The organism is Devosia lucknowensis, assembly GCF_900177655.1.
In the GTDB taxonomy this organism is placed as follows: Bacteria; Pseudomonadota; Alphaproteobacteria; order Rhizobiales; family Devosiaceae; genus Devosia; species Devosia lucknowensis.
Genome location: NZ_FXWK01000001.1, coordinates 2,344,534 through 2,362,501, shown reverse-complemented (window position 1 = coordinate 2,362,501; position 17,968 = coordinate 2,344,534). Strand labels below are relative to the sequence as shown.

14 protein-coding genes are annotated in these 17,968 nt (G+C 62.0%); 6 read left to right on the top strand and 8 right to left on the bottom strand.

What is annotated here, in order from left to right; all coding sequences use genetic code 11:
• Positions 1-116 precede the first annotated feature (116 nt).
• From CCK88_RS11610 to leuC, 7 genes are all read right to left on the bottom strand, one after another.
• On the bottom strand, positions 117-1,289 hold the full coding sequence (locus tag CCK88_RS11610; RefSeq protein WP_086470577.1) for a phosphoserine transaminase: 1,173 nt from the start codon (positions 1,287-1,289) through the stop codon (positions 117-119).
• Between the two features lie 161 nt (positions 1,290-1,450).
• Entirely contained in the window at positions 1,451-2,917 is a 1,467-nt protein-coding gene (locus CCK88_RS11605) for an NAD-dependent succinate-semialdehyde dehydrogenase (protein WP_140048969.1), read from the bottom strand.
• Between the two features lie 17 nt (positions 2,918-2,934).
• Positions 2,935-3,864 carry a 3-hydroxyacyl-CoA dehydrogenase gene (locus CCK88_RS11600; protein WP_086470575.1) on the bottom strand — a complete coding sequence of 310 codons (930 nt, stop codon included), beginning with the start codon at positions 3,862-3,864 and terminating at the stop codon, positions 2,935-2,937.
• Positions 3,861-4,742, bottom strand: a complete 882-nt coding sequence (locus CCK88_RS11595; protein WP_086470574.1) for an isocitrate lyase/PEP mutase family protein — start codon at positions 4,740-4,742, stop codon at positions 3,861-3,863. The genes CCK88_RS11600 and CCK88_RS11595 overlap by 4 nt, the downstream gene beginning before the upstream one ends.
• Positions 4,742-5,377, bottom strand: a complete 636-nt coding sequence (locus CCK88_RS11590) for an isochorismatase family protein (RefSeq protein WP_086470573.1) — start codon at positions 5,375-5,377, stop codon at positions 4,742-4,744. Before CCK88_RS11590 ends, CCK88_RS11595 begins: the two co-directional genes overlap by 1 nt.
• Positions 5,374-6,024: a 3-isopropylmalate dehydratase small subunit gene (gene leuD, locus CCK88_RS11585; RefSeq protein ID WP_086470572.1), complete on the bottom strand. Its 651-nt coding sequence runs from the start codon at positions 6,022-6,024 to the stop codon at positions 5,374-5,376. The genes CCK88_RS11590 and leuD overlap by 4 nt, the downstream gene beginning before the upstream one ends.
• Positions 6,024-7,466, bottom strand: coding sequence for a 3-isopropylmalate dehydratase large subunit (gene leuC, locus CCK88_RS11580; RefSeq protein ID WP_425290621.1), 1,443 nt, complete (start codon positions 7,464-7,466; stop codon positions 6,024-6,026). Before leuC ends, leuD begins: the two co-directional genes overlap by 1 nt.
• Before the next feature lie 176 nt (positions 7,467-7,642).
• On the opposite strand from leuC, the gene CCK88_RS11575 reads away from it, so the two are divergent.
• On the top strand, positions 7,643-9,700 hold the full coding sequence (locus CCK88_RS11575; RefSeq protein WP_086470570.1) for a hydantoinase/oxoprolinase family protein: 2,058 nt from the start codon (positions 7,643-7,645) through the stop codon (positions 9,698-9,700).
• Between the two features lie 5 nt (positions 9,701-9,705).
• The gene (locus CCK88_RS11570; protein WP_086470569.1) at positions 9,706-11,499 is read left to right on the top strand and encodes a hydantoinase B/oxoprolinase family protein; all 1,794 of its coding nucleotides are present in this window, start codon (positions 9,706-9,708) and stop codon (positions 11,497-11,499) included.
• Positions 11,500-11,548: 49 nt separating this feature from the next.
• Here the strand turns inward: CCK88_RS11570 and CCK88_RS11565 are convergent, their stop codons facing one another.
• Complete coding sequence (locus CCK88_RS11565) at positions 11,549-12,616, bottom strand: LacI family DNA-binding transcriptional regulator (protein WP_086470568.1); 1,068 nt, start codon at positions 12,614-12,616, stop codon at positions 11,549-11,551.
• 267 nt (positions 12,617-12,883) lie between these two features.
• Between CCK88_RS11565 and CCK88_RS11560 the strand changes: the two genes are divergently transcribed.
• Genes CCK88_RS11560 through hisD form a run of 4 tightly spaced genes read left to right on the top strand, consistent with a single transcriptional unit; the run spans position 12,884 to position 17,968 of the window.
• Positions 12,884-14,002, top strand: a complete 1,119-nt coding sequence (locus CCK88_RS11560) for a sugar ABC transporter substrate-binding protein (protein ID WP_210189926.1) — start codon at positions 12,884-12,886, stop codon at positions 14,000-14,002.
• On the top strand, positions 14,002-15,633 hold the full coding sequence (locus CCK88_RS11555; protein WP_086470567.1) for a sugar ABC transporter ATP-binding protein: 1,632 nt from the start codon (positions 14,002-14,004) through the stop codon (positions 15,631-15,633). Before CCK88_RS11560 ends, CCK88_RS11555 begins: the two co-directional genes overlap by 1 nt.
• Positions 15,630-16,628: an ABC transporter permease gene (locus tag CCK88_RS11550; RefSeq protein ID WP_086470566.1), complete on the top strand. Its 999-nt coding sequence runs from the start codon at positions 15,630-15,632 to the stop codon at positions 16,626-16,628. Before CCK88_RS11555 ends, CCK88_RS11550 begins: the two co-directional genes overlap by 4 nt.
• A 29-nt stretch (positions 16,629-16,657) precedes the next feature.
• Positions 16,658-17,968 carry a histidinol dehydrogenase gene (gene hisD, locus CCK88_RS11545; RefSeq protein WP_425290629.1) on the top strand — a complete coding sequence of 437 codons (1,311 nt, stop codon included), beginning with the start codon at positions 16,658-16,660 and terminating at the stop codon, positions 17,966-17,968.

Genomic DNA, 17,968 nt, shown 5'->3' with positions numbered 1-17,968 from the left:
TGAATGGAACTCCGCGCCCTCCCCACCGTCACCACCCGGCTTGTCCGGGTGGTCCATGGATTGCCCGGACAAGCCGGGCAATGACGATGAACGAGAGGGTGCGGTCTAAATCAGACTTAAGCAGCGGCCTTGAGGGCGGCCTTCTCCTGGGCGAAGGCCCAGTCGAGCCAAGGCGTCAGCTTCTCGAGATCCGAGGCTTCGACCGTCGAGCCGGCCCAGATGCGCAAGCCCGCAGGTGCGTCCTTGTAGGAGCCGAAATCATAGGCAACGTCGAGCTTGTCGAGGCGTGAGACGATGGCCTTGGCAAAGGCGGCCTGGGCGTCTGCGTCGAGAGCCGTCACGGCCGGATCGGTGATGGAGAAGCACACCGAGGTATTGGACCTCTGGTCGGCGTTTCTGGCCAGGAATTCGACCCAGTCGGTCTTTTCGACCCAGTCTGCCAGGACCTTGAAGTTGGCATCGGCGCGTGCCTGCATGGCCTTGAGGCCGCCGATGTCCACGCCCCATTGCATGGCGTCGATGGCGTCTTCGATGCAGAGCATGGAGACGGTGTTGATGGTCTCGGCCTTGAAAATGCCCTCGATCAGCTTGCCGCCCTTGGTCATGCGGAATATCTTGGGCAGCGGACGGTCAGGCTTGTAGGTTTCAAGCCGTTCGACGGCACGCGGCGAGAGGATCAGGATGCCGTGTGCGGCCTCGCCGCCCAACGCCTTCTGCCAGGAGAAGGTCACGACGTCGAGCTTGGCAAAATCGAGCTTCTGAGCAAAGGCGGCCGAAGTAGCGTCGCAGATGGTGAGGCCTTCGCGGTCCGCCGGAATCCAGTCTGCATTGGGCACGCGCACGCCCGAGGTCGTGCCGTTCCAGGTGAAGACCACGTCGCGCTTGAAATCGACCTGGGCAAGGTCCGGCAGTTCGCCATAAGGCGCGTCAAGGACACGGACATCGTCCAGCTTGAGCTGCTTCTGGACGTCGGTGACCCAGCCGGCCCCGAACGATTCCCAGGCCAGCATATCGACGCCACGAGCGCCGAGCGCGCTCCAGAGGAACATCTCGACGGCGCCGGTATCGGACGCAGGAACAATGCCGATGCGGTAGTCGGCCGGCACTTCGAGCAGCTCACGGGTCAGATCGATGGCCTGCTGGATGCGGGCCTTGGCGATCTTGGCGCGGTGCGAACGGCCGGTGAGGGCGCCGGAAAGGGCATCGAGCGTCCAACCTGGACGCTTGGAGCACGGACCCGACGAGAAATTTGGATTAGCCGGTTTTACCGCCGGTGCGGTTTGGGGCATTTCAGCCATTCTATACGGCCCTCCCAGGCCTATGCGCCTCGCGTTAGGGCGAGGTGTCCTGAGGCCGGAAATACGCCCGGTCGGGGACCGCCGTCAATGGAAATGTTGGAAATTGCACCAGTGACGCCGGAAGCCGTCGGGACGCCGGCTCAGGGCCTGGGTCAGACCCCCGCGAGACAGACGTATTTGATTTCGAGATAGCCCTCGATGCCGTATTTCGAACCCTCGCGGCCGAGGCCGGATTGCTTGACCCCGCCAAAGGGTGCCATTTCATTGGCGAGGGCGCCGGTATTGACCCCGACCATGCCGGCTTCGAGGGCTTCGGCAACGCGCATGATGCGGCCCATGTCGCGGGCGTAGAAATAGGACGCGAGGCCGAATTCGCTGTCATTTGCCTTGGCGATGACGTCGGCTTCGTCCTTGAAGGTGATGATAGGGGCGAGCGGCGCAAAGGTTTCTTCCTTGGCGACGAGCATGGCCTGGGTGACGTCGGCGATGACTGTGGGCTCGAAAAACGTGCTGCCGAGCGCGCTGCGCTTGCCGCCGAGAAGCAGTCGCCCGCCCTTTTCGAGTGCGTCTGCGACGTGCTGCTCAACCTTTTCGACGGCCTTGCCATCGATCAGCGGACCCTGGGTAACACCAGGCTCGGTTCCGTGGCCGAGTTGCAGTGCGCGGGCCTTGGCGACGAGCTTTTCGGCAAAGGCCTCGGCAACACTCTCCTGCACATAGATACGGTTGGCGCAGACGCAGGTCTGACCGGCATTGCGGAATTTGGAAAGCATGGCGCCGTCGACGGCCGCATCGAGATCAGCGTCGTCGAAGACAATAAAGGGGGCATTGCCGCCGAGTTCGAGCGACAGACGCTTGATGCCACCGGCCGCCTCGCGCATCAGCCAGCGGCCGACTTCTGTCGAGCCGGTGAAGGTGATTTTTGCGATCTTTGGATTGGTGCAGAATTCCTGGCCGAAGGGTTTTGCCGAACCGGTAACGACGGAAAAGACGCCAGCGGGCACACCGGCGCGTTCGGCGAGCACGGCGAGGGCCAGGGCCGAAAGCGGGGTCTGCGATGCGGGTTTGAGGATCATGGTGCAGCCGGCGGCGAGCGCCGGGCCGGCCTTGCGCGTGATCATCCCGTTGGGAAAATTCCAGGGCGTGATGGCCGCGCAGACGCCGACGGGTTGCTTCAGCACCAGAATGCGTTGGCCGGGATTGGCTCCGGGAATGATGTCGCCGTCGATGCGCTTGGCCTCTTCGGCAAACCATTCGATATAGCCTGCATTGCTCACGATCTCGCCTTTCGCTTCGGCGAGCGGCTTGCCCTGTTCGCCGGTGAGGATCAGGGCGAGATCGTCGGCATTGGCGATGATCAGATCGAACCAGCGGCGCAGGATTTGCGCGCGCTCCTTGGCGGTCTTGGCGGCCCAGGCGGGCTGGGCCTCGTGGGCAGCATTGATCGCCTGGCGAAGAACATCGACGCCAAGACTGGGGACGGTACCGATGACGGCGCCATCAAAAGGGTCCGTGACGTCAATTTTTGCGCCATCGGTCGCTGCCACCCATTGGCCGCCAACGAGGGCTTTGTCGACGAGAAGCGACGGGTCCTTGAGGGCGAGCGAACGGGTGGTCATCAATCAATATCCTGAATCTACTGCTTCTGCTTGAGCTGGCGGAGCGCCAGGATTTGCCGGTCGCGCCATGCCGCACGATCGGCGATCGAAGCGATTGGAATGCGCTCAGCAAGTTCCGCATGGGCTGCTGCAACCTGCTCTGGCGTCCAGTCATAGTCCGTCTGCGCCGCAGCGCCGAGACGCTTCATCATCGGGCCCAGACGATCGACAAAGCCCTGGAAGCCGTCAGGGGCGTTGAGATGTGCGACTTCGAATGGGCCGATGGAGGCCCAACGGAGAGCCAGGCCATCGGTGAGAACGGCGTCGATATCCTCTGGCGTGCAATAGCCCTCGCCAACCAGATGCAGCGCCTCGGCGACGAGGGTAAACTGCAGGCGGTTGAGGATAAAGCCGTCGATTTCCTTCTTGAGCAGGATCGGGCGCATGCCTGCATCGGTCATGATCCCCCAGGCCTCGGACAGGGTTTCAGGTGCGGTCCAGTGCGTGCCGCAGAGTTCAACCAGCGGGATCAGGGACGGTGGATTGACCGGGTGGACGACGAGGGCGCGCTCGGGATGAGCAAAATGCCCAAGAAAATCTGAACCCGGAATGGCCGATGTCGAAGAGGCAAGGATGGCGTCGGCAGGCGCATGTGCCGCGATTTCCGCGAACACCTCGCGCTTGACGTCGACATCCTCGCGCACGCTTTCCTGAACAAGAACGACGCCGGTGACGGCCTCGGCGATGGACGCAGCCGCGCTGATCCGGGCGACCACCGTTTCGACGTCCTCCGTGAGGAGGCCATTTTCCGACAGAAGCTCAAGTGTGCGGCGCGCACCGGGAATGGCGGTGCGCGTGACTTCGCCCTCGATGGCGTCATAAAGCCTGACATTGTGACCGGCCCGGGCAAAGACCACGGCCCAGGCGCGGCCGACAGTGCCCGCACCGATACAGGCGACGGTGCTCATTCTGCAGCCGTCGTGGTCGGGCGAGCCCAGCGGCGCTCAAATTCCCAGACTTCTTCAAACCCGATCAGGGTGTTGAATTCGGAGAAGTTGAAGAGTTTTGAATTGGGCGAGTTGGAGGTGCCTTCGTTCTTCAAGACCTGCAGCGCGTTTTCGGCGGCGGCAGCGGCAGCAAGGCCGGTAGCGGAGGGGAAGATCGCGAGCTTGTAGCCGATATCGGCCAGTTCCGCCTTGGACCGGATCGGCGTCTTGCCGCCATCGGCCATGTTGGCCATCATCGGCTTGCTGACGCGCGCGCAGGCATCGCGCATTTCCTGTTCGCTCTCGAGCGCTTCGAGGAAGACGATATCGGCGCCGGCTTCACCATAGGCGATGCCGCGCTTGAGTGCGCCTTCAAAGCCGTCGGTCTGGCGGGAGTCGGTGCGGGCGATGATCAGGGTTTCGGGGTTACGGCGCGCTTCGACGGCGACCTTGACCTTTTCCACCATGTCTTCGAGCGGGACGACACGCTTGAAGGGTGTGTGGCCGCACTTTTTCGGGAATTCCTGATCTTCGATCTGGATGGCGCAAACGCCGGCTTCCTCATAGCCGCGCACGGTGTGGTGCACGTTGAGAAGTCCGCCGTAGCCGGTGTCGGCATCGGCGATCACGGCAGCATTGGCCGTGCGGCAGAGCGTAGCGACGCGATCCACCATCTGCGTGTAGCTGGCAATGCCGGCATCGGGCAGGCCATAGGCCGAGGCCGTCATCCAATAGCCCGAGGCATAGACGAAATCGAAGCCGACCTTGTTGCTGACCACGGCGGTGATCATGTCATGGATGCCGGGGGCGACCACGAACTGGCCGGAGGCCAGAGCGGCCTTGAGGGAGGGCTTGCTCATCAATTTCGTCCTAGATTTCTGAGATATGAAACGGTTTCCTCTTCGGAGACGACGTCGCCATATTTGGCGTCCATGTCGAAGAGGTTGGCCTCGTGCGGTGCCGGATGACGGTCACCGACCGCATCGCGTACGATGATCGGAATGAAGCCGTAGGAATTACAGTCCACGCAGGTGGCGCGCACGCAGCCGCTGGTTGAAACGCCGGTATGGATCAGGGTGTCGATCCCGAGCGATGTCAGCGTCGAGGCGAGCGACGTCCCGAAGAAAGAACTTGCGTACTGCTTGGAAATGACGAGCTCGTCTTCGGACGGAACGAGGCCCTTGGGCCAGCGGCCCATCGGGTTGCCTTCGATGAAGTGGTGCAGCGTCATCGACTTCTGGAAGAAGCGGCCGCCGTTGAGCGCCGTCTTGTTGAAGACCACATTGGTGTAGATCACGGGTATACCGACCTCGCGCGCCACTGCCTGGAGGCGCAATGCGCTGGCCAGGGCATCCTCGGCGCCCGCGTAGAGCGAACAGGACGGATCGAAATAGGCCTCGACGAAATCGATCATGATCAGCGCTGGCTTCTTGCCAAAGCCGATGCGCTTGCCGAACGCGCCCTTGTAGTTCTGCGACAGGTCTTGTTCGGTCATGCTTTGTCCGTCTGGCTGAAAAGGGTGTCGAGCCGGCCATCGTCGAGGAAAAGCCAGGGCTGGGATGCGCGGAGGCGCTTTTCGAAGGCGGCGATGTCATTGGCATCTTCGGCCAGGATACCGCCGATTTCGTCGAGCCCGAGCATCAGGGCCTTCTTGCGATAGGGGTCGATCTCGAAATAGAGGGACGGGCCATTGGGAAGGATGACCAACTGCCTTTCGAGATCGATGGTGAACGGCTCCCCGCTGCCGGCCGCCAACAGTGCATTGGCATGGGCTTCGCCGGTGATGACGATGGGAAGGACGCCGTTTTTGAAGCAGTTCGAATAGAAGATTTCCCCGAAACTCGGGGCGATCACGCAGCGGATGCCGAAATCGGCCAGCGCCCAGACAGCTTGCTCACGGCTCGAGCCCGAGCCGAAATTGGCGTCGGCCACGAGTATTTTCGCCGCGTTGAAGGGAGCGATATTGAGCACGAAATCGGTGCTTGTGCCGTCCGGCCGGTGACGGCGTTCATGAAAGAGGTGCTTTCCGAGGCCAATCTTGTCCAGCAACAGGAGGAAGCGGGCCGGAAAAATGATATCGGTATCGACATCGGCTTCGGGCAGGGGGGCCGCGACGCTGGTGAGGGTAACGAATTTCTCCATCAGGCTGATTTCCCCAGGGTGCGGACATCGACAAGATGGCCCGATATCGCAGCGGCAGCCGCCATGGCCGGGCTCATCAGATGTGTGCGGCCACCTTGTCCCTGACGCCCCTCGAAGTTTCGGTTCGACGTCGAGGCGCAGCGCTCGCCGGGGGCGAGACGATCGTCGTTCATCGCCACGCACATCGAACAGCCCGAATCGCGCCACTCAAAGCCGGCTTGCTTGAAGATCTTGTCGAGCCCTTCGGCTTCGGCCTGGATGCGCACGGAGGCCGAGCCGGGGACAACGATGCCGGCGACGGTGGATGCCACGTGGCGGCCTTCGACGACTTCGGCGGCGAGACGCAGATCCTCGATTCGGCCATTGGTGCAGGAGCCAATGAAGACGCGATCTATGGCAATCTCGTCGAGCTTCATGCCCGGTGCCAACGCCATGTATTTGAGGCTCCGCTCCATCTTGGCACGGCGCGCCGGATCAGTTTCGAGCGCGGGATCGGGGATGCGGTCGGAAACCGGCGCGGTTTCGCCGGGATTTGTGCCCCAGGAGACATGCGGCACGAGCGCCGAAACATCGAGCTCGACTTCGCGATCGAAGCTGGCGTCGGCATCGCTGCGGAGGCTCATCCAATGCGTTTCAGCAGCGGCCTGCATGTCCGGGGTCGGCGCAAGCTTGCGACCGCGGACATAGTCCAGCGTGATCTGGTCCGGCGCGATCATGCCAACACGGCTGCCGGCCTCGATCGACATGTTGCACAGCGTCATGCGGGCTTCCATCGAAAGCGTCGCGATGGCGGGTCCGGCATATTCGATGGCGTGGCCGACGCCGCCATTGGTGCCAATCTTGGCGATGAGGGCCAGGATGATGTCCTTGACCGCAACGCCGGGTTGCAGGGCGCCGTTCAGCATCACCCGCATGGTCTTCTGCTTCTTCTGTCGCAAAGTCTGTGTTGCGAATACGCATTCACACTCGCTTGCGCCAATACCGAAGGCGATGGCTCCGAAGGCGCCGTGTGTGGAGGTGTGGCTATCGCCGCAGACAAGCGTTACGCCCGGCAGTGTGAAACCCAGTTCCGGCCCGATGACATGGACGATGCCATGTCGATTGTCGTTCATGCCGATATAGTGGATGCCGAAGCGTTCGCAGTTTGCCTCGAGCCGCGAAACCTGGCGCGAAGCCAGCCCGTCGGGCAGCGGCAGGTGCCGCAGGCGCGTGGGTACGGCATGATCGGCAACCGCGATATGAGCCGCGGGACGCACCAGATTCCGGCCTTCTGCAACCAATCCGGCGAAAGCCTGGGGGCTCGAAACCTCTTGCACGAGATGTCGGTCGATATAGAGCAGACTGGTGCCGTCGTCGTAGTCCTTGACGACGTGCTGCTGCCAAACCTTGTCGTAGAGAGTGAGTGCGCTCATAGCCCGCCGTGACCAGGAAACCCTATTCATGAACTGTAGTGATGCAGCGGTTGCGGGCTATTCTAGAAATCTGGAGAGGCCTGCAATCTTTGCACTTGCGAAGGTGTCGAATGGCAATCTATGCTTGAGTGAATGCGCATGCAATATCCAAAATTGGATGAGGGTGCAGGCGTGACGGGGAAGACTTTGAAGACAAGGGTAGAACCATGAGATTGGGCGTAGACGTTGGCGGGACATTCACCGACCTGCTCCTCCACGACGAGAAAGGCCGGCGAACATTCCAGGCCAAGACACCTTCAACGCCCGAGGATCAGTCGATCGGCGTCGTCGAAGGCGTGAAGCTGATCTGCGAGAAGGCCGGCATTTCGCCCGCCGATATCGACCTGATCCTGCACGGCACGACCGTTGCCACCAATGCAGTGCTTGAAGGCAAGGGGTCGCGCGTTGGCCTCCTCGTCACCGAGGGCTTTGAATACACGCTCCATCTCGCCAAGGCCTGGACCCCGGGTCCGCTGTTTGGCTGGATCAACATGGACAAGCCCGATCCGCTGGCATCGCTGGCCGATACGCGTGGCATTCCCGAGCGCATGAATGCGCGCGGCGAAGTCGTCCGCGAGCTCGATATGGCAGCAGCAACCGCGCTGATCGATGATCTCTGCTCCTCGGGCATCGAGGCGCTGACCATTTCGCTGATGCACTCCTATGCCAATGCGGCGCATGAGCGCCAATTGCGCGATATCGTGGCCCAGCGTTTCCCGGATATTCCGGTCTCGCTGTCGTCCGAAATCCTCCCTGAATTCCGCGAATATGACCGCGCCATCACCACGGTGATGAACGATTACGTCCGCCCGATCATGAAGCGCTATCTCTCGCGCATCGAAGATCGCCTGGCCGACAACGGCGTCACGGCGCGCCTTCATATCGTCCGCTCGGACGGTGGCCTGATGAGCGCGGCGGCAGCATCGGAACGTCCGGTGCACACTGTGCTGTCCGGCCCTGCGGGTGGCGTCACCTCGACCATGATGCTGTCGCGCCGTTCGGGTTTCCCGAAACTTCTGGCCTTCGACATGGGCGGCACCTCGACCGACGTGGCCGTGATCATCGATGGTGAAGCGACCATCTCGCGCTCCACCGAAGTCGGCATGTTCCCGGCAAAGGTGCCGACGCTCGACGTGCGCAGCGTGGGCGCTGGCGGCGGTTCGATCGCCGATGTTTCGGAACTGACCGGCTCGCTCCGCGTCGGTCCGCGCAGTGCCGGTGCTCGTCCTGGCCCGGTGTCCTATGGGCGCGGGGGTACGGAACCGGCCGTTAGCGACGCCAATGTTGTGCTCGGCTATCTCCCGCCAGTTCTCCTCGGCGGCGAAATGAAGCTCGACGTCGAAGGCGCCCGCAAGGCCGTTGCCAATGTCGGCCAGCAAATCGGCCTTTCGCCCGAAGACGCGGCCAAGGGCATTATCGATATCGCCAACGAAGTGATGCTCGGCGCGCTCCGCGTCATCACCGTGCAGCGTGGTCTCGACCCCAGAGAATTCGGTCTCGTCGCCTTTGGTGGCGCCGGCCCGCTCCATGGCAATGCCATGGCAGAACTTCTCGGCTGCTATCCCGTGCTCGTGCCGCCCAATCCGGGCGTGCTTTGCGCGCTCGGCTTCCTCGAAGCCGACTTCCGCAACGAATTCGTGCAGACCTATATCCGCTCGACGGTGGGTCTTGACCCAGCCGAAGTCTGGAGCCGCTTTGCCGAACTTGAAGCCAAGGCGCAGACCTGGCTGACCGAGCAGGAAGTGGAAGAGGCCGATGCCTCGATCACCTATTCGCTCGACCTGCGCTATGAGCAGCAAGGCTTCGAAGTGGCCGTGCCGGTCAGCGCTGCCGACGTGCGCAGCAAGGGCGCGTTGACGCAGACCCTCGCGGATTTCCACGACATCCACGAGCGCCTCTATGGCGTGCGTTTCACCGTACCGGTCGAGCTCGTCGCCATGCGCGTCGTTGCCCGCGGCGCGACCGAACCTGTCGAAGAATCCTTCGCCGAAGCCGCCTCGACCGACGTCAAGGCCGCCATCATCGAGACGCGTCCGGGCTATTTCAACGGCGCCTGGCAGGACACGGTCCACTATGACCGCAACAAGCTCGGGGTTGGTTCGCGCGTCGAAGGCCCGGCGATCATCCGCCAATACGACACCACGACCGTGCTTCTCCCGGCGCACTACGCCGAGATCGATGCACACGGCAATATCCTGATCTGGCCCGTTTCGAAGGGGAATTGAGCGCCATGACCAACGCAACCGACACAGCCACCGTCGATCCGATCACCCTCGACATCATCGAGAACGCGCTCAAGAACGCCCGCTATGAAATGGACGGCGTCGTGGTGCGCATTTCGCTCTCGCCGGTGATCCGCGAGCAGCACGACGAATTCCCGATGATCTGCAACGAACGTGGGCAGATGATCGTCGGGCAGTTCGGCTCCTATATTCCGTCCGTCGTCGAAAAGTTCGGCGGCGACGTCAATGAAGGCGACATCTTCGTCTGGAACGACCCCTATGCCTCGAAGGGCTCGATCTCGCACAACAATGACTGGTGCGTGATGCTGCCCATTTTCCATGAGAAGGTTCTCGTGGGCTTCTCCTCGATCTTCGGCCACATGGTCGACGTGGGCGGCACCGTGCCGGGCTCGATGCCCGCCAATGCCCGCACCATCTGGGAAGAAGGCCTGCGCGTCCCGCCGGTCAAGATCTACTCCAAGGGCGAGTTGAACCAGGGTGTCCTCGACATCATGCTCAACAATTCGCGCACCCCGGACATGAACCGGGCCGACCTCATGGCCCTGATCGCCGGCTGCCGCACCGCCGGCACGCGCGTCAAGGAACTTTGCGACCGCTTTGGCCGCGAGACGTATATGACCGCCTGCGACATGCTTCTGGCCCGCACCCGCGAAGCCATGCGCGTTGTCATCCGGAAATACATTCCGGAAGAGCCGGTGAGCTTCACCGACTATGTCGATGACGACGGTCTCGGCAATGGTCCGTTCAAGATGACGCTGACCATATCCCGTCGCGGGGATGTGGCCGTGTTCGATTGGACCGGAACGGACGCGCAGGCGGAAGGCCCGATCAACTTCCACATCCATGAAGGGCTCTGCAAGCTCTTCTTCGGCGTCTACATGATCATGTCGTTCGATCCTTCGGTGCTGTTCAACGAAGGCTTTTATGACCTCTTCGAGATTGTGCTGCCCGAGGGAAGTCTGCTCAATCCGCGCTTCCCGGCAGCGCTCTCGAACCGCCTCAACACCCACACGCGCTTCTTCGATTGCCAGGCCGGCGCGCTGGGCAAGTTCGTGCCGCAGTTGTCGATGGCTGCCGGTTACGGCACCAGCCCGCACTTCATCTTTTCGGGCACCGACAAGGACAACAAGTATTTCCAGCTCATGGAACTGCTGTTCGGCGGCGTGCCGGGTCGTCCCAAGGGCGATGGCTTCGACGGCCATGCCTGGTGGCCGCTGTTTTCGGCGACCCCGATCGAATATATCGAGAACTACTACCCCGTTCTCATCGAGCGCTATCAGCCGATCCAGGATTCCGGCGGTCCCGGCCTTCACCGTGGCGGCGCCGGCATCGAGAAGGTCTATCGCCTGCTCGAAAAGGGCCAGGTCTCGATCCATGACGACCGCGAAGTGGTGCCGCCTTGGGGCATCAATGGCGGCCTCCATGGCGGCACATCGAGCAAATGGGTGATCAAGAACGGCGAGACCGAGCCGAGCCGCATCCCATCCAAGATCGATAATCTCAAGGTCAATCCGGGCGATCGCGTCGTGTTCAAGACTGCCGGCTCCGGTGGCTGGGGCGATCCGCTCGAACGTGCGGCCGAGATCGTCGCCCGCGACGTGCGCTATGGTCTCGTCTCCCGCGAACAGGCCGAAAAGTCCTACGGGGTCATCCTGACCGCGGACAACGAAGCCGACCTCGCGGCCACGGCCAAGCTGCGCGAAGCCGCCAAGAAAGAGCGCGGCGAGCCTCCAGCTTTCGACTTCGGCTACACGCCGCCGGAACGCCAGGCAGCAGAATAAGCGAACGGGGCCGAAAGGCCCCGTTTTTCATTTCGCACTCGGGTAAACCCTAGTCTTCGGACTTTGTGACATCCGCCTCGCCGCGATAAGCCGGCGGAACGGGAATGGTGTGGCGCCATATCAGGCGACCCTTGATTGGCCGGTCGATGCCGCGCGCGATCGGTTCGGTCGGATCGTCGAGATGGAGGATCGAGAGCGTTTCGTTCACCATCTGCTCGATCGGTTGGCGCACTGTGGTGAGCTGGTAGGGGAGGCGGCGGCCCTCGGGAATATCATCGAACCCGCCAACCATGATGTCGTCGGGCACCCGCAGGCCGAGCCGATGACGCAGGGCGTCGATGGCGCCCATGGCCATGATGTCGTTGACGCCAAAGAGTGCATCGGGCCGTACGCGGTTCTTGTCGCGGATCAGCTTGATCGTCGCATTGAAGGCGCCCTCGTAGGAGGAATGCCCGTGCACCTCGACGATGTTGGAGCGCTTGACCCCGCCATCGAGCAGGCGTTCGACGAAACCGCGGACGCGGTCACCACTTGTCGTGCCCTTCAGGTCGCCGGTGATCAGCGCGAAATTCTGTGCGCCGGCAGCCAGAAAAGCCTCCGCGATCAAGGCACCGCCTGCAACATTGTCGCAGCGCACACCCGACGCATCGGAGCCCGGGATATAGCGGTTGAACAGCACGATGGGGATGCCGCGATCATGGCAAAGGCTGATCATGCGGGTGGACAGCTGCGCTGCCGTGAGCACCACGCCATCCACTTGGTATTTGAGCAGATGCATGATCGCCTCGTCGCTCTCGGAATTCGGCTCGACGGTGAAGATCAGGACCTGCCGACCCTGTTCCTGCAGACGCCTGCTGAATGTGTGCAGCACGTGGACATAGAACGGGTTGTCGAGATTGCCGATGATCAGCGCGACGATATTGGTGCGTTTCGTCGTGAGGCTGCTGGCAATCGAATTGGGCACGTAGTTAAGCTTGAGCGCTGCTTCGAGGACTCTCGTGCGGGTTTCGTCCGCTATGCGCGAGCCGGGCGTAAAGGCCCGCGATACCACCGATTGAGAAACGCCAGCCAAGGCGGCGACATCGAACGAGGTTGATCTGGAGCTCTTGCGCGCCATCAATTTTCTTTCCGTGGGCCTGCCGTCAGAATGCGCATGCATTTCCTGCCCTCGTTCTATCGTTAACCCCAGCCGTTCTGGGTTTCAATGCCAACCTGCATGCTTGGTGTGCAACTCGCCCGGAAAATCAGCGGCGAAACTGGTTCCGTCACCATAAAGATTTTTCGAACGCCGATTGACTTGGGTCTTGAGTTGCGCTCACTATGAATACGCATTCACTGTCACGAGCCCGAGGGGGGTCCGACAGTGAAATACAGGGAGATTCTCATGAACAAACGAGCGCTACTCGCGTCGGTTGGCGTCTTGACCATGTTCGTTGGCTTTGCCGGTGCTGCTCAGGCAGACGAGGTGAGCGACGGTCTGGCGCGGGCCCAGGAAAACATCGCCAAGTACACTTCAAAGCCGGAATTCGTCGCCCCCGGCGATGCCTTCGACGCAAAGACCTGCGCGGCTGGCAAGAAGATGATGTCGATCCCGAACAACAGCGGCAATCCCTTCCTCAAGGGCATCATTGATCGCATGAAGACAGCCGGCGCCGAAGTTGGTCTGGAAGTGCGGGAGTGGGAAAACCAGGGCCAGCCGAGCCAGTGGGTCCAGGGCATCGAGCTCGCAACGCGCGAGCAGTACGACATCATCGATCTGATCTCGGGCATCGATCCGGCCACCGTCGCCCCGCAGCTGCAGGCTGCCAGCGATGCCGGCGTCAAGGTGATGACGTCGCACTTCTACGATCCGAGCTTCGAGCAGCACCCGGTCGTGTCGAGCTCGCTCACCATCGGTTTTGGTGAAATCGGAACGATCCTGGCCGATTGGTCGACCGTGGCGACAGAAGGCAATGCCAATGTGGCTCTGGTGATCTCCACCGACGTGCCGCCGACCATTCCGCTGGTCGAGAACTTCAAGAAGCAGCTGGCCGAAAACTGCCCGAACTGCAAGATCGTCACCGAGATCAATGTCGGCGTCACCGAATGGGGCACCAAGATCCAGCCGGCTGTGCAGACTGCTGTCCAGGCCAATCCCGACATCAATGTCGTGATCCCGATTTATGACTCCATGAGCCAGTTCGTGGTTCCCGCTCTTCGTCTCGCTGGCAAGACCGGTCAGGTGAAGGTCGCAACCTTCAACGGGACGCCTTTCGTGCTCGACTATATTGCCCAGGGCCTCGTCGACATGGACATCGGCGAAAGCCTCGACTGGATCGCCTACGCGACCATCGACGGTCACCTGCGCGATGCATGCGACCTGCCCACGCCGACCGCGCTCAACGTGCCCTTCTACATCTTCGACAAGAACAACATTGCCGAGGCCGGCACCCCCGCTCAGTTCGATACCGGCTATGGCGATGCCTACAAGTCCGGCTTCCGCAAGCTGTGGGGCCTCGAATAATGACCGCCCTGTCGGATCAAGCACTCCCCGATCCGACCAACCATCCGGGGGCGCCTCAGGCGCTCCCGGTGCTGTCGGTGTCCAATATCTCCAAGACCTTTGGCGGCGCCAAGGCGCTGCAGAACGTGTCGTTCAAGGTCATGCCCGGCGAAGTCCATGGACTTCTCGGCAAGAATGGCTCTGGCAAATCGACCCTCGTCAAAATCCTCGCCGGTTTCCACGCGCCCGATGAGGGCGGCACGCTGGAATTCAACGGCGAACGTGTCAGCCTTCCCTTGAAGCCGGGCGATTATCGCCGGCTCGGCATGGCTTTCGTGCATCAGAATCTTGGTCTCATCCCGTCGCTGACGGTGATGGAAAACCTGCGCCTCGTGCCGCTGACCACGGCCAAATCGGCCTATATCAACTGGTCGGCCGAGGAACGCGCTACAAGGCAGGCGCTTGCCCGTTTCGGTCTCGATATCGACCCCAATGAACGCGTCGATCGCCTGACCCCGGTGCAGCGCGCCCTGCTCGCCATCGTGCGCGCCTTCGAGGAAATCGAAGCCTCCCGCGCCGTCACCGGTCGCCCGGGGCTTGTGCTGCTCGATGAACCCACGCCATTCCTGCCAGCAGCCGGCGTCGCCCAGCTGTTCGAGATGGTGCGCTCGATCACACGATCGGGCTCGAGCGTCATCTTCATTTCCCATGACATTGACGAGGTCATGGAAATCACCGACTCCATCACAGTGCTCCGCGACGGCGTCATGGCCGGCGAATTGAAGCGCGCCGACGCCACGCACGATACAATCGTCAAGATGATCGTCGGGCGAAGCCTCTCCAAAACCGATCGTCCGTCCGGTCCAGCTATCAGCCGCCTTGCCTATGCGCGCATTTCCGGCCTGGCGGGCAAAATGCTGCAGCCGTCCGATTTCGAGGTGGGCAAGGGCGAGATCCTGGGGCTGACCGGCCTCATCGGCTCAGGCTATGCGGAAGTGCCCTACCTCGTGTTCGGCGCGCACCCGGCACGATCGGGCACCATCTCCATCGAGGGCAGGGCGGCAATGGAGCAAAACGCCCTGTCGCCCAAGGCCGCCATCGATATGGGCTTCGCCCTGCTCCCCGGCGATCGCCAGGGCGCGAGCGGCGTCGATAGCCTCCCCATCGTCGACAACATGTTCCTGCCCGATGTCTCCCGCTTCTTCCGCGGCGGGTTCATGCGCAACGGCGCCATGGTGCGCGAGGCCAGGAATTTAGGGACGACCTTCGAGGTCCGGCCCAACGATCCCGGCCTCAAGCTGTCCGCGCTCTCCGGCGGCAATGCCCAGAAGGTGCTGATCGCCCGCTGGATGAACCGCTCGCCCAGCCTGCTCCTTCTCGACGAACCTACCCAGGGCGTCGATGTCGGCACGCGCCAGCAGATCTTTGCCGCCCTCCGCGCCGCTGCGGCCAAGGGAATGTCGGTGATCTGCGCAAGTTCCGAAGCCGAGCAGCTCGCCGAAATCTGCGATCGCGTGCTTGTCTTTTCAAAAGGCATGATCTGCACTGAAATTTCGGGCGATGCCGTCACCAAGGACGGGATCTCCGAAGCCTGTTACGCGACGGCGGCGCCGTCCTCTCCATCATCTTTTTCTTCGCGGGTTGCATCATGACCGACGCCGTTTCCACTCCGTCTGCCACCAAGCCCGCGGTCAACTATGCGCGCCAGTTCGAGCGTATCGCGCTGTTGCTGGTCTGGGTCATCATCATCGGCCTTTTCAGCGTCGTGATGCCCTCGGCCTTCTTCAACTGGGGCAATTTCTCGATCATGTTCGCCTCCTATGCCCCAGCAGCCCTGCTGGCATTGGCGATCATCATTCCCCTCACGGCGGGCGACTATGACCTTTCGGTCGGTGCGACGCTGACGCTTTCGGCCTCGACCATCGGCGTGCTCAACGTCTGGCACCAGATGCCGATCGGCCTCGTGCTCTGCATCGTCCTCGCCATGGGCGTTTTCGTCGGGCTCTTCCACGCGCTCTTCATCATCTATTTCCGCGTTCCGTCGCTGGTCGTGACCCTTGGGTCGACCTCGCTGATGAGCGGCGCGGTGCAGTGGATGACCAATTCCTCGACCATCGGCGGCATCGACAATAACCTGATCATGGCCGCTGTCGGCTATCGCCTCTTCGGCATTCCCTATGCGTTCTACTACGCTTTGGCCGCTGCCCTGATCATGTGGTACATTTTCGACTACACACCGCTTGGCCGAAAGCTGCTGTTTGTTGGGCGCGGACGCGAAGTCGCGCGGCTCAACGGCATCGCCGTCAATCGCGTGCGTGTTGGCGCTCTGGTGATGTCAGGTGTTCTCGCGTCGGCGGCTGGCATTCTCTATGCAGGCGTGCTGGGTTCGGCTGACCCCTATTCTGGCCTCAACTTCCTGCTTCCCGCCTTTGCCGCCGCTTTCCTCGGCGCCACCACCATCCAGCCGGGGCGCTTTAATCCCTGGGGCACGCTGGTCGCGGTCTATTTCCTCGCCACCGGCATTACCGGCCTGTCCATGCTCGGTATTCCCCTCTGGGTCACCAACGTCTTCAATGGCGGTGCGCTGATCCTGGCGGTCACCATTTCTCAGATCACCCGTGGTCGCGAAGCTTCCGATCTCGGCTAAACTCAAGGCGCAAAACGCGCAGGAGGTCCATCTTGGCCACTCATCTCAAAACTGCCGAGGCCGCCGCCGGGCGCGCCGAGGCGGACAGCAAAGTTCGCTCTACGGTTGAGGGCATCTTGGCCGACATCGAGGCGCGCGGCGACACCGCAGTGCGTGAGCTCTCGGGCAAATTCGATAACTGGTCGCCCGAAAATTTCAGGCTTTCAGAGCAGGAAATCGAAGCCGCGATGTCGAAGGTTTCGGCGCGTGACCTCGAAGACATCCGCTTTGCCCAGGCGAATGTCCGCCGATTCGCCGAACACCAGAAGGCAGCGCTCAAGGACGTCGAGGTCGAAACCGAGCCAGGCGTATTCCTTGGCCACAAGAACATCCCGGTCGATGCCGTGGGCTGCTATGTCCCCGGCGGCAAATATCCCATGGTCGCCTCGGCGCATATGAGCGTCCTCACCGCGAAGGTGGCGGGCGTCAAGCGCGTTGTCGCCGCCGCGCCTCCGTTCAAGGGTGGTGCTCACCCCGCCATTGTTGCTGCCATGCACCTGGCCGGAGCCGATGAAATCCTGGTTCTCGGCGGCGTGCAGGCCATCGGCGCCATGGCGCTCGGCACCCAAACTATTGCGCCGGTCGATATGCTCGTCGGCCCGGGCAACGCCTTCGTCGCCGAAGCCAAGCGCCAGCTTTATGGCCGCGTCGGCATCGACCTCTTTGCCGGACCCACCGAAACTCTCGTCATTGCAGATGATACTGTCGACGCCGAGATCTGCGCCACCGACCTTCTCGGCCAGGCCGAGCACGGCCCGACTTCGCCGTCGATCTTGCTCACGACCTCTGAAAAGCTCGCCCGTGAAACCATGGCCGAGGTCGAGCGTCTGCTGACGATCCTGCCGACGGCCGAGATCGCCCGCATTTCCTGGCGCGACCATGGCGAAGTCATCCTCTGTGCCGATGATGCTGAAATGCTGGCTGTCGCCAACAAACTCGCCTTCGAGCACGTCCAGGTCATGACCCATGATCCCGATTATTTCCTCGACAACATGACCAATTATGGCGCCCTGTTCCTTGGCGCCCGCACCAACGTTGCCTTTGGCGACAAGGTCATCGGCACCAACCACACCCTGCCCACCAAGCGGGCCGGCAGGTTCACTGGCGGCCTCTGGGTCGGCAAGTTCCTCAAGACCTGCACCTATCAGCGCATCACAACCGACGCGGCGAGCGCCAAGATCGGCGCCTATGGTTCGCGCCTGTCCATGCTCGAAGGCTTTGCCGGACACGCCGAACAGGCCAACATCCGCGTGCGCCGCTTCGGCGGCCGCAACGTCCCTTATGCCAGCGCCGCCGAGTGA

Excerpts from the sequence above, each read along its gene's own strand:
- CCK88_RS11560 (WP_210189926.1), top strand. The coding sequence starts at position 12,884 with ATGAACAAACGAGCGCTACTCGCGTCGGTTGGCGTCTTGACCATGTTC.
- CCK88_RS11555 (WP_086470567.1), top strand. The coding sequence starts at position 14,002 with ATGACCGCCCTGTCGGATCAAGCACTCCCCGATCCGACCAACCATCCG.
- CCK88_RS11570 (WP_086470569.1), top strand. The coding sequence starts at position 9,706 with ATGACCAACGCAACCGACACAGCCACCGTCGATCCGATCACCCTCGAC.
- CCK88_RS11550 (WP_086470566.1), top strand. The coding sequence starts at position 15,630 with ATGACCGACGCCGTTTCCACTCCGTCTGCCACCAAGCCCGCGGTCAAC.
- CCK88_RS11600 (WP_086470575.1), bottom strand. The coding sequence starts at position 3,864 with ATGAGCACCGTCGCCTGTATCGGTGCGGGCACTGTCGGCCGCGCCTGG.
- CCK88_RS11575 (WP_086470570.1), top strand. The coding sequence starts at position 7,643 with ATGAGATTGGGCGTAGACGTTGGCGGGACATTCACCGACCTGCTCCTC.
- CCK88_RS11565 (WP_086470568.1), bottom strand. The coding sequence starts at position 12,616 with ATGGCGCGCAAGAGCTCCAGATCAACCTCGTTCGATGTCGCCGCCTTG.
- CCK88_RS11610 (WP_086470577.1), bottom strand. The coding sequence starts at position 1,289 with ATGCCCCAAACCGCACCGGCGGTAAAACCGGCTAATCCAAATTTCTCG.
- leuD (WP_086470572.1), bottom strand. The coding sequence starts at position 6,024 with ATGGAGAAATTCGTTACCCTCACCAGCGTCGCGGCCCCCCTGCCCGAA.
- CCK88_RS11605 (WP_140048969.1), bottom strand. The coding sequence starts at position 2,917 with ATGACCACCCGTTCGCTCGCCCTCAAGGACCCGTCGCTTCTCGTCGAC.
- leuC (WP_425290621.1), bottom strand. The coding sequence starts at position 7,466 with ATGAATAGGGTTTCCTGGTCACGGCGGGCTATGAGCGCACTCACTCTC.
- CCK88_RS11595 (WP_086470574.1), bottom strand. The coding sequence starts at position 4,742 with ATGAGCAAGCCCTCCCTCAAGGCCGCTCTGGCCTCCGGCCAGTTCGTG.
- CCK88_RS11590 (WP_086470573.1), bottom strand. The coding sequence starts at position 5,377 with ATGACCGAACAAGACCTGTCGCAGAACTACAAGGGCGCGTTCGGCAAG.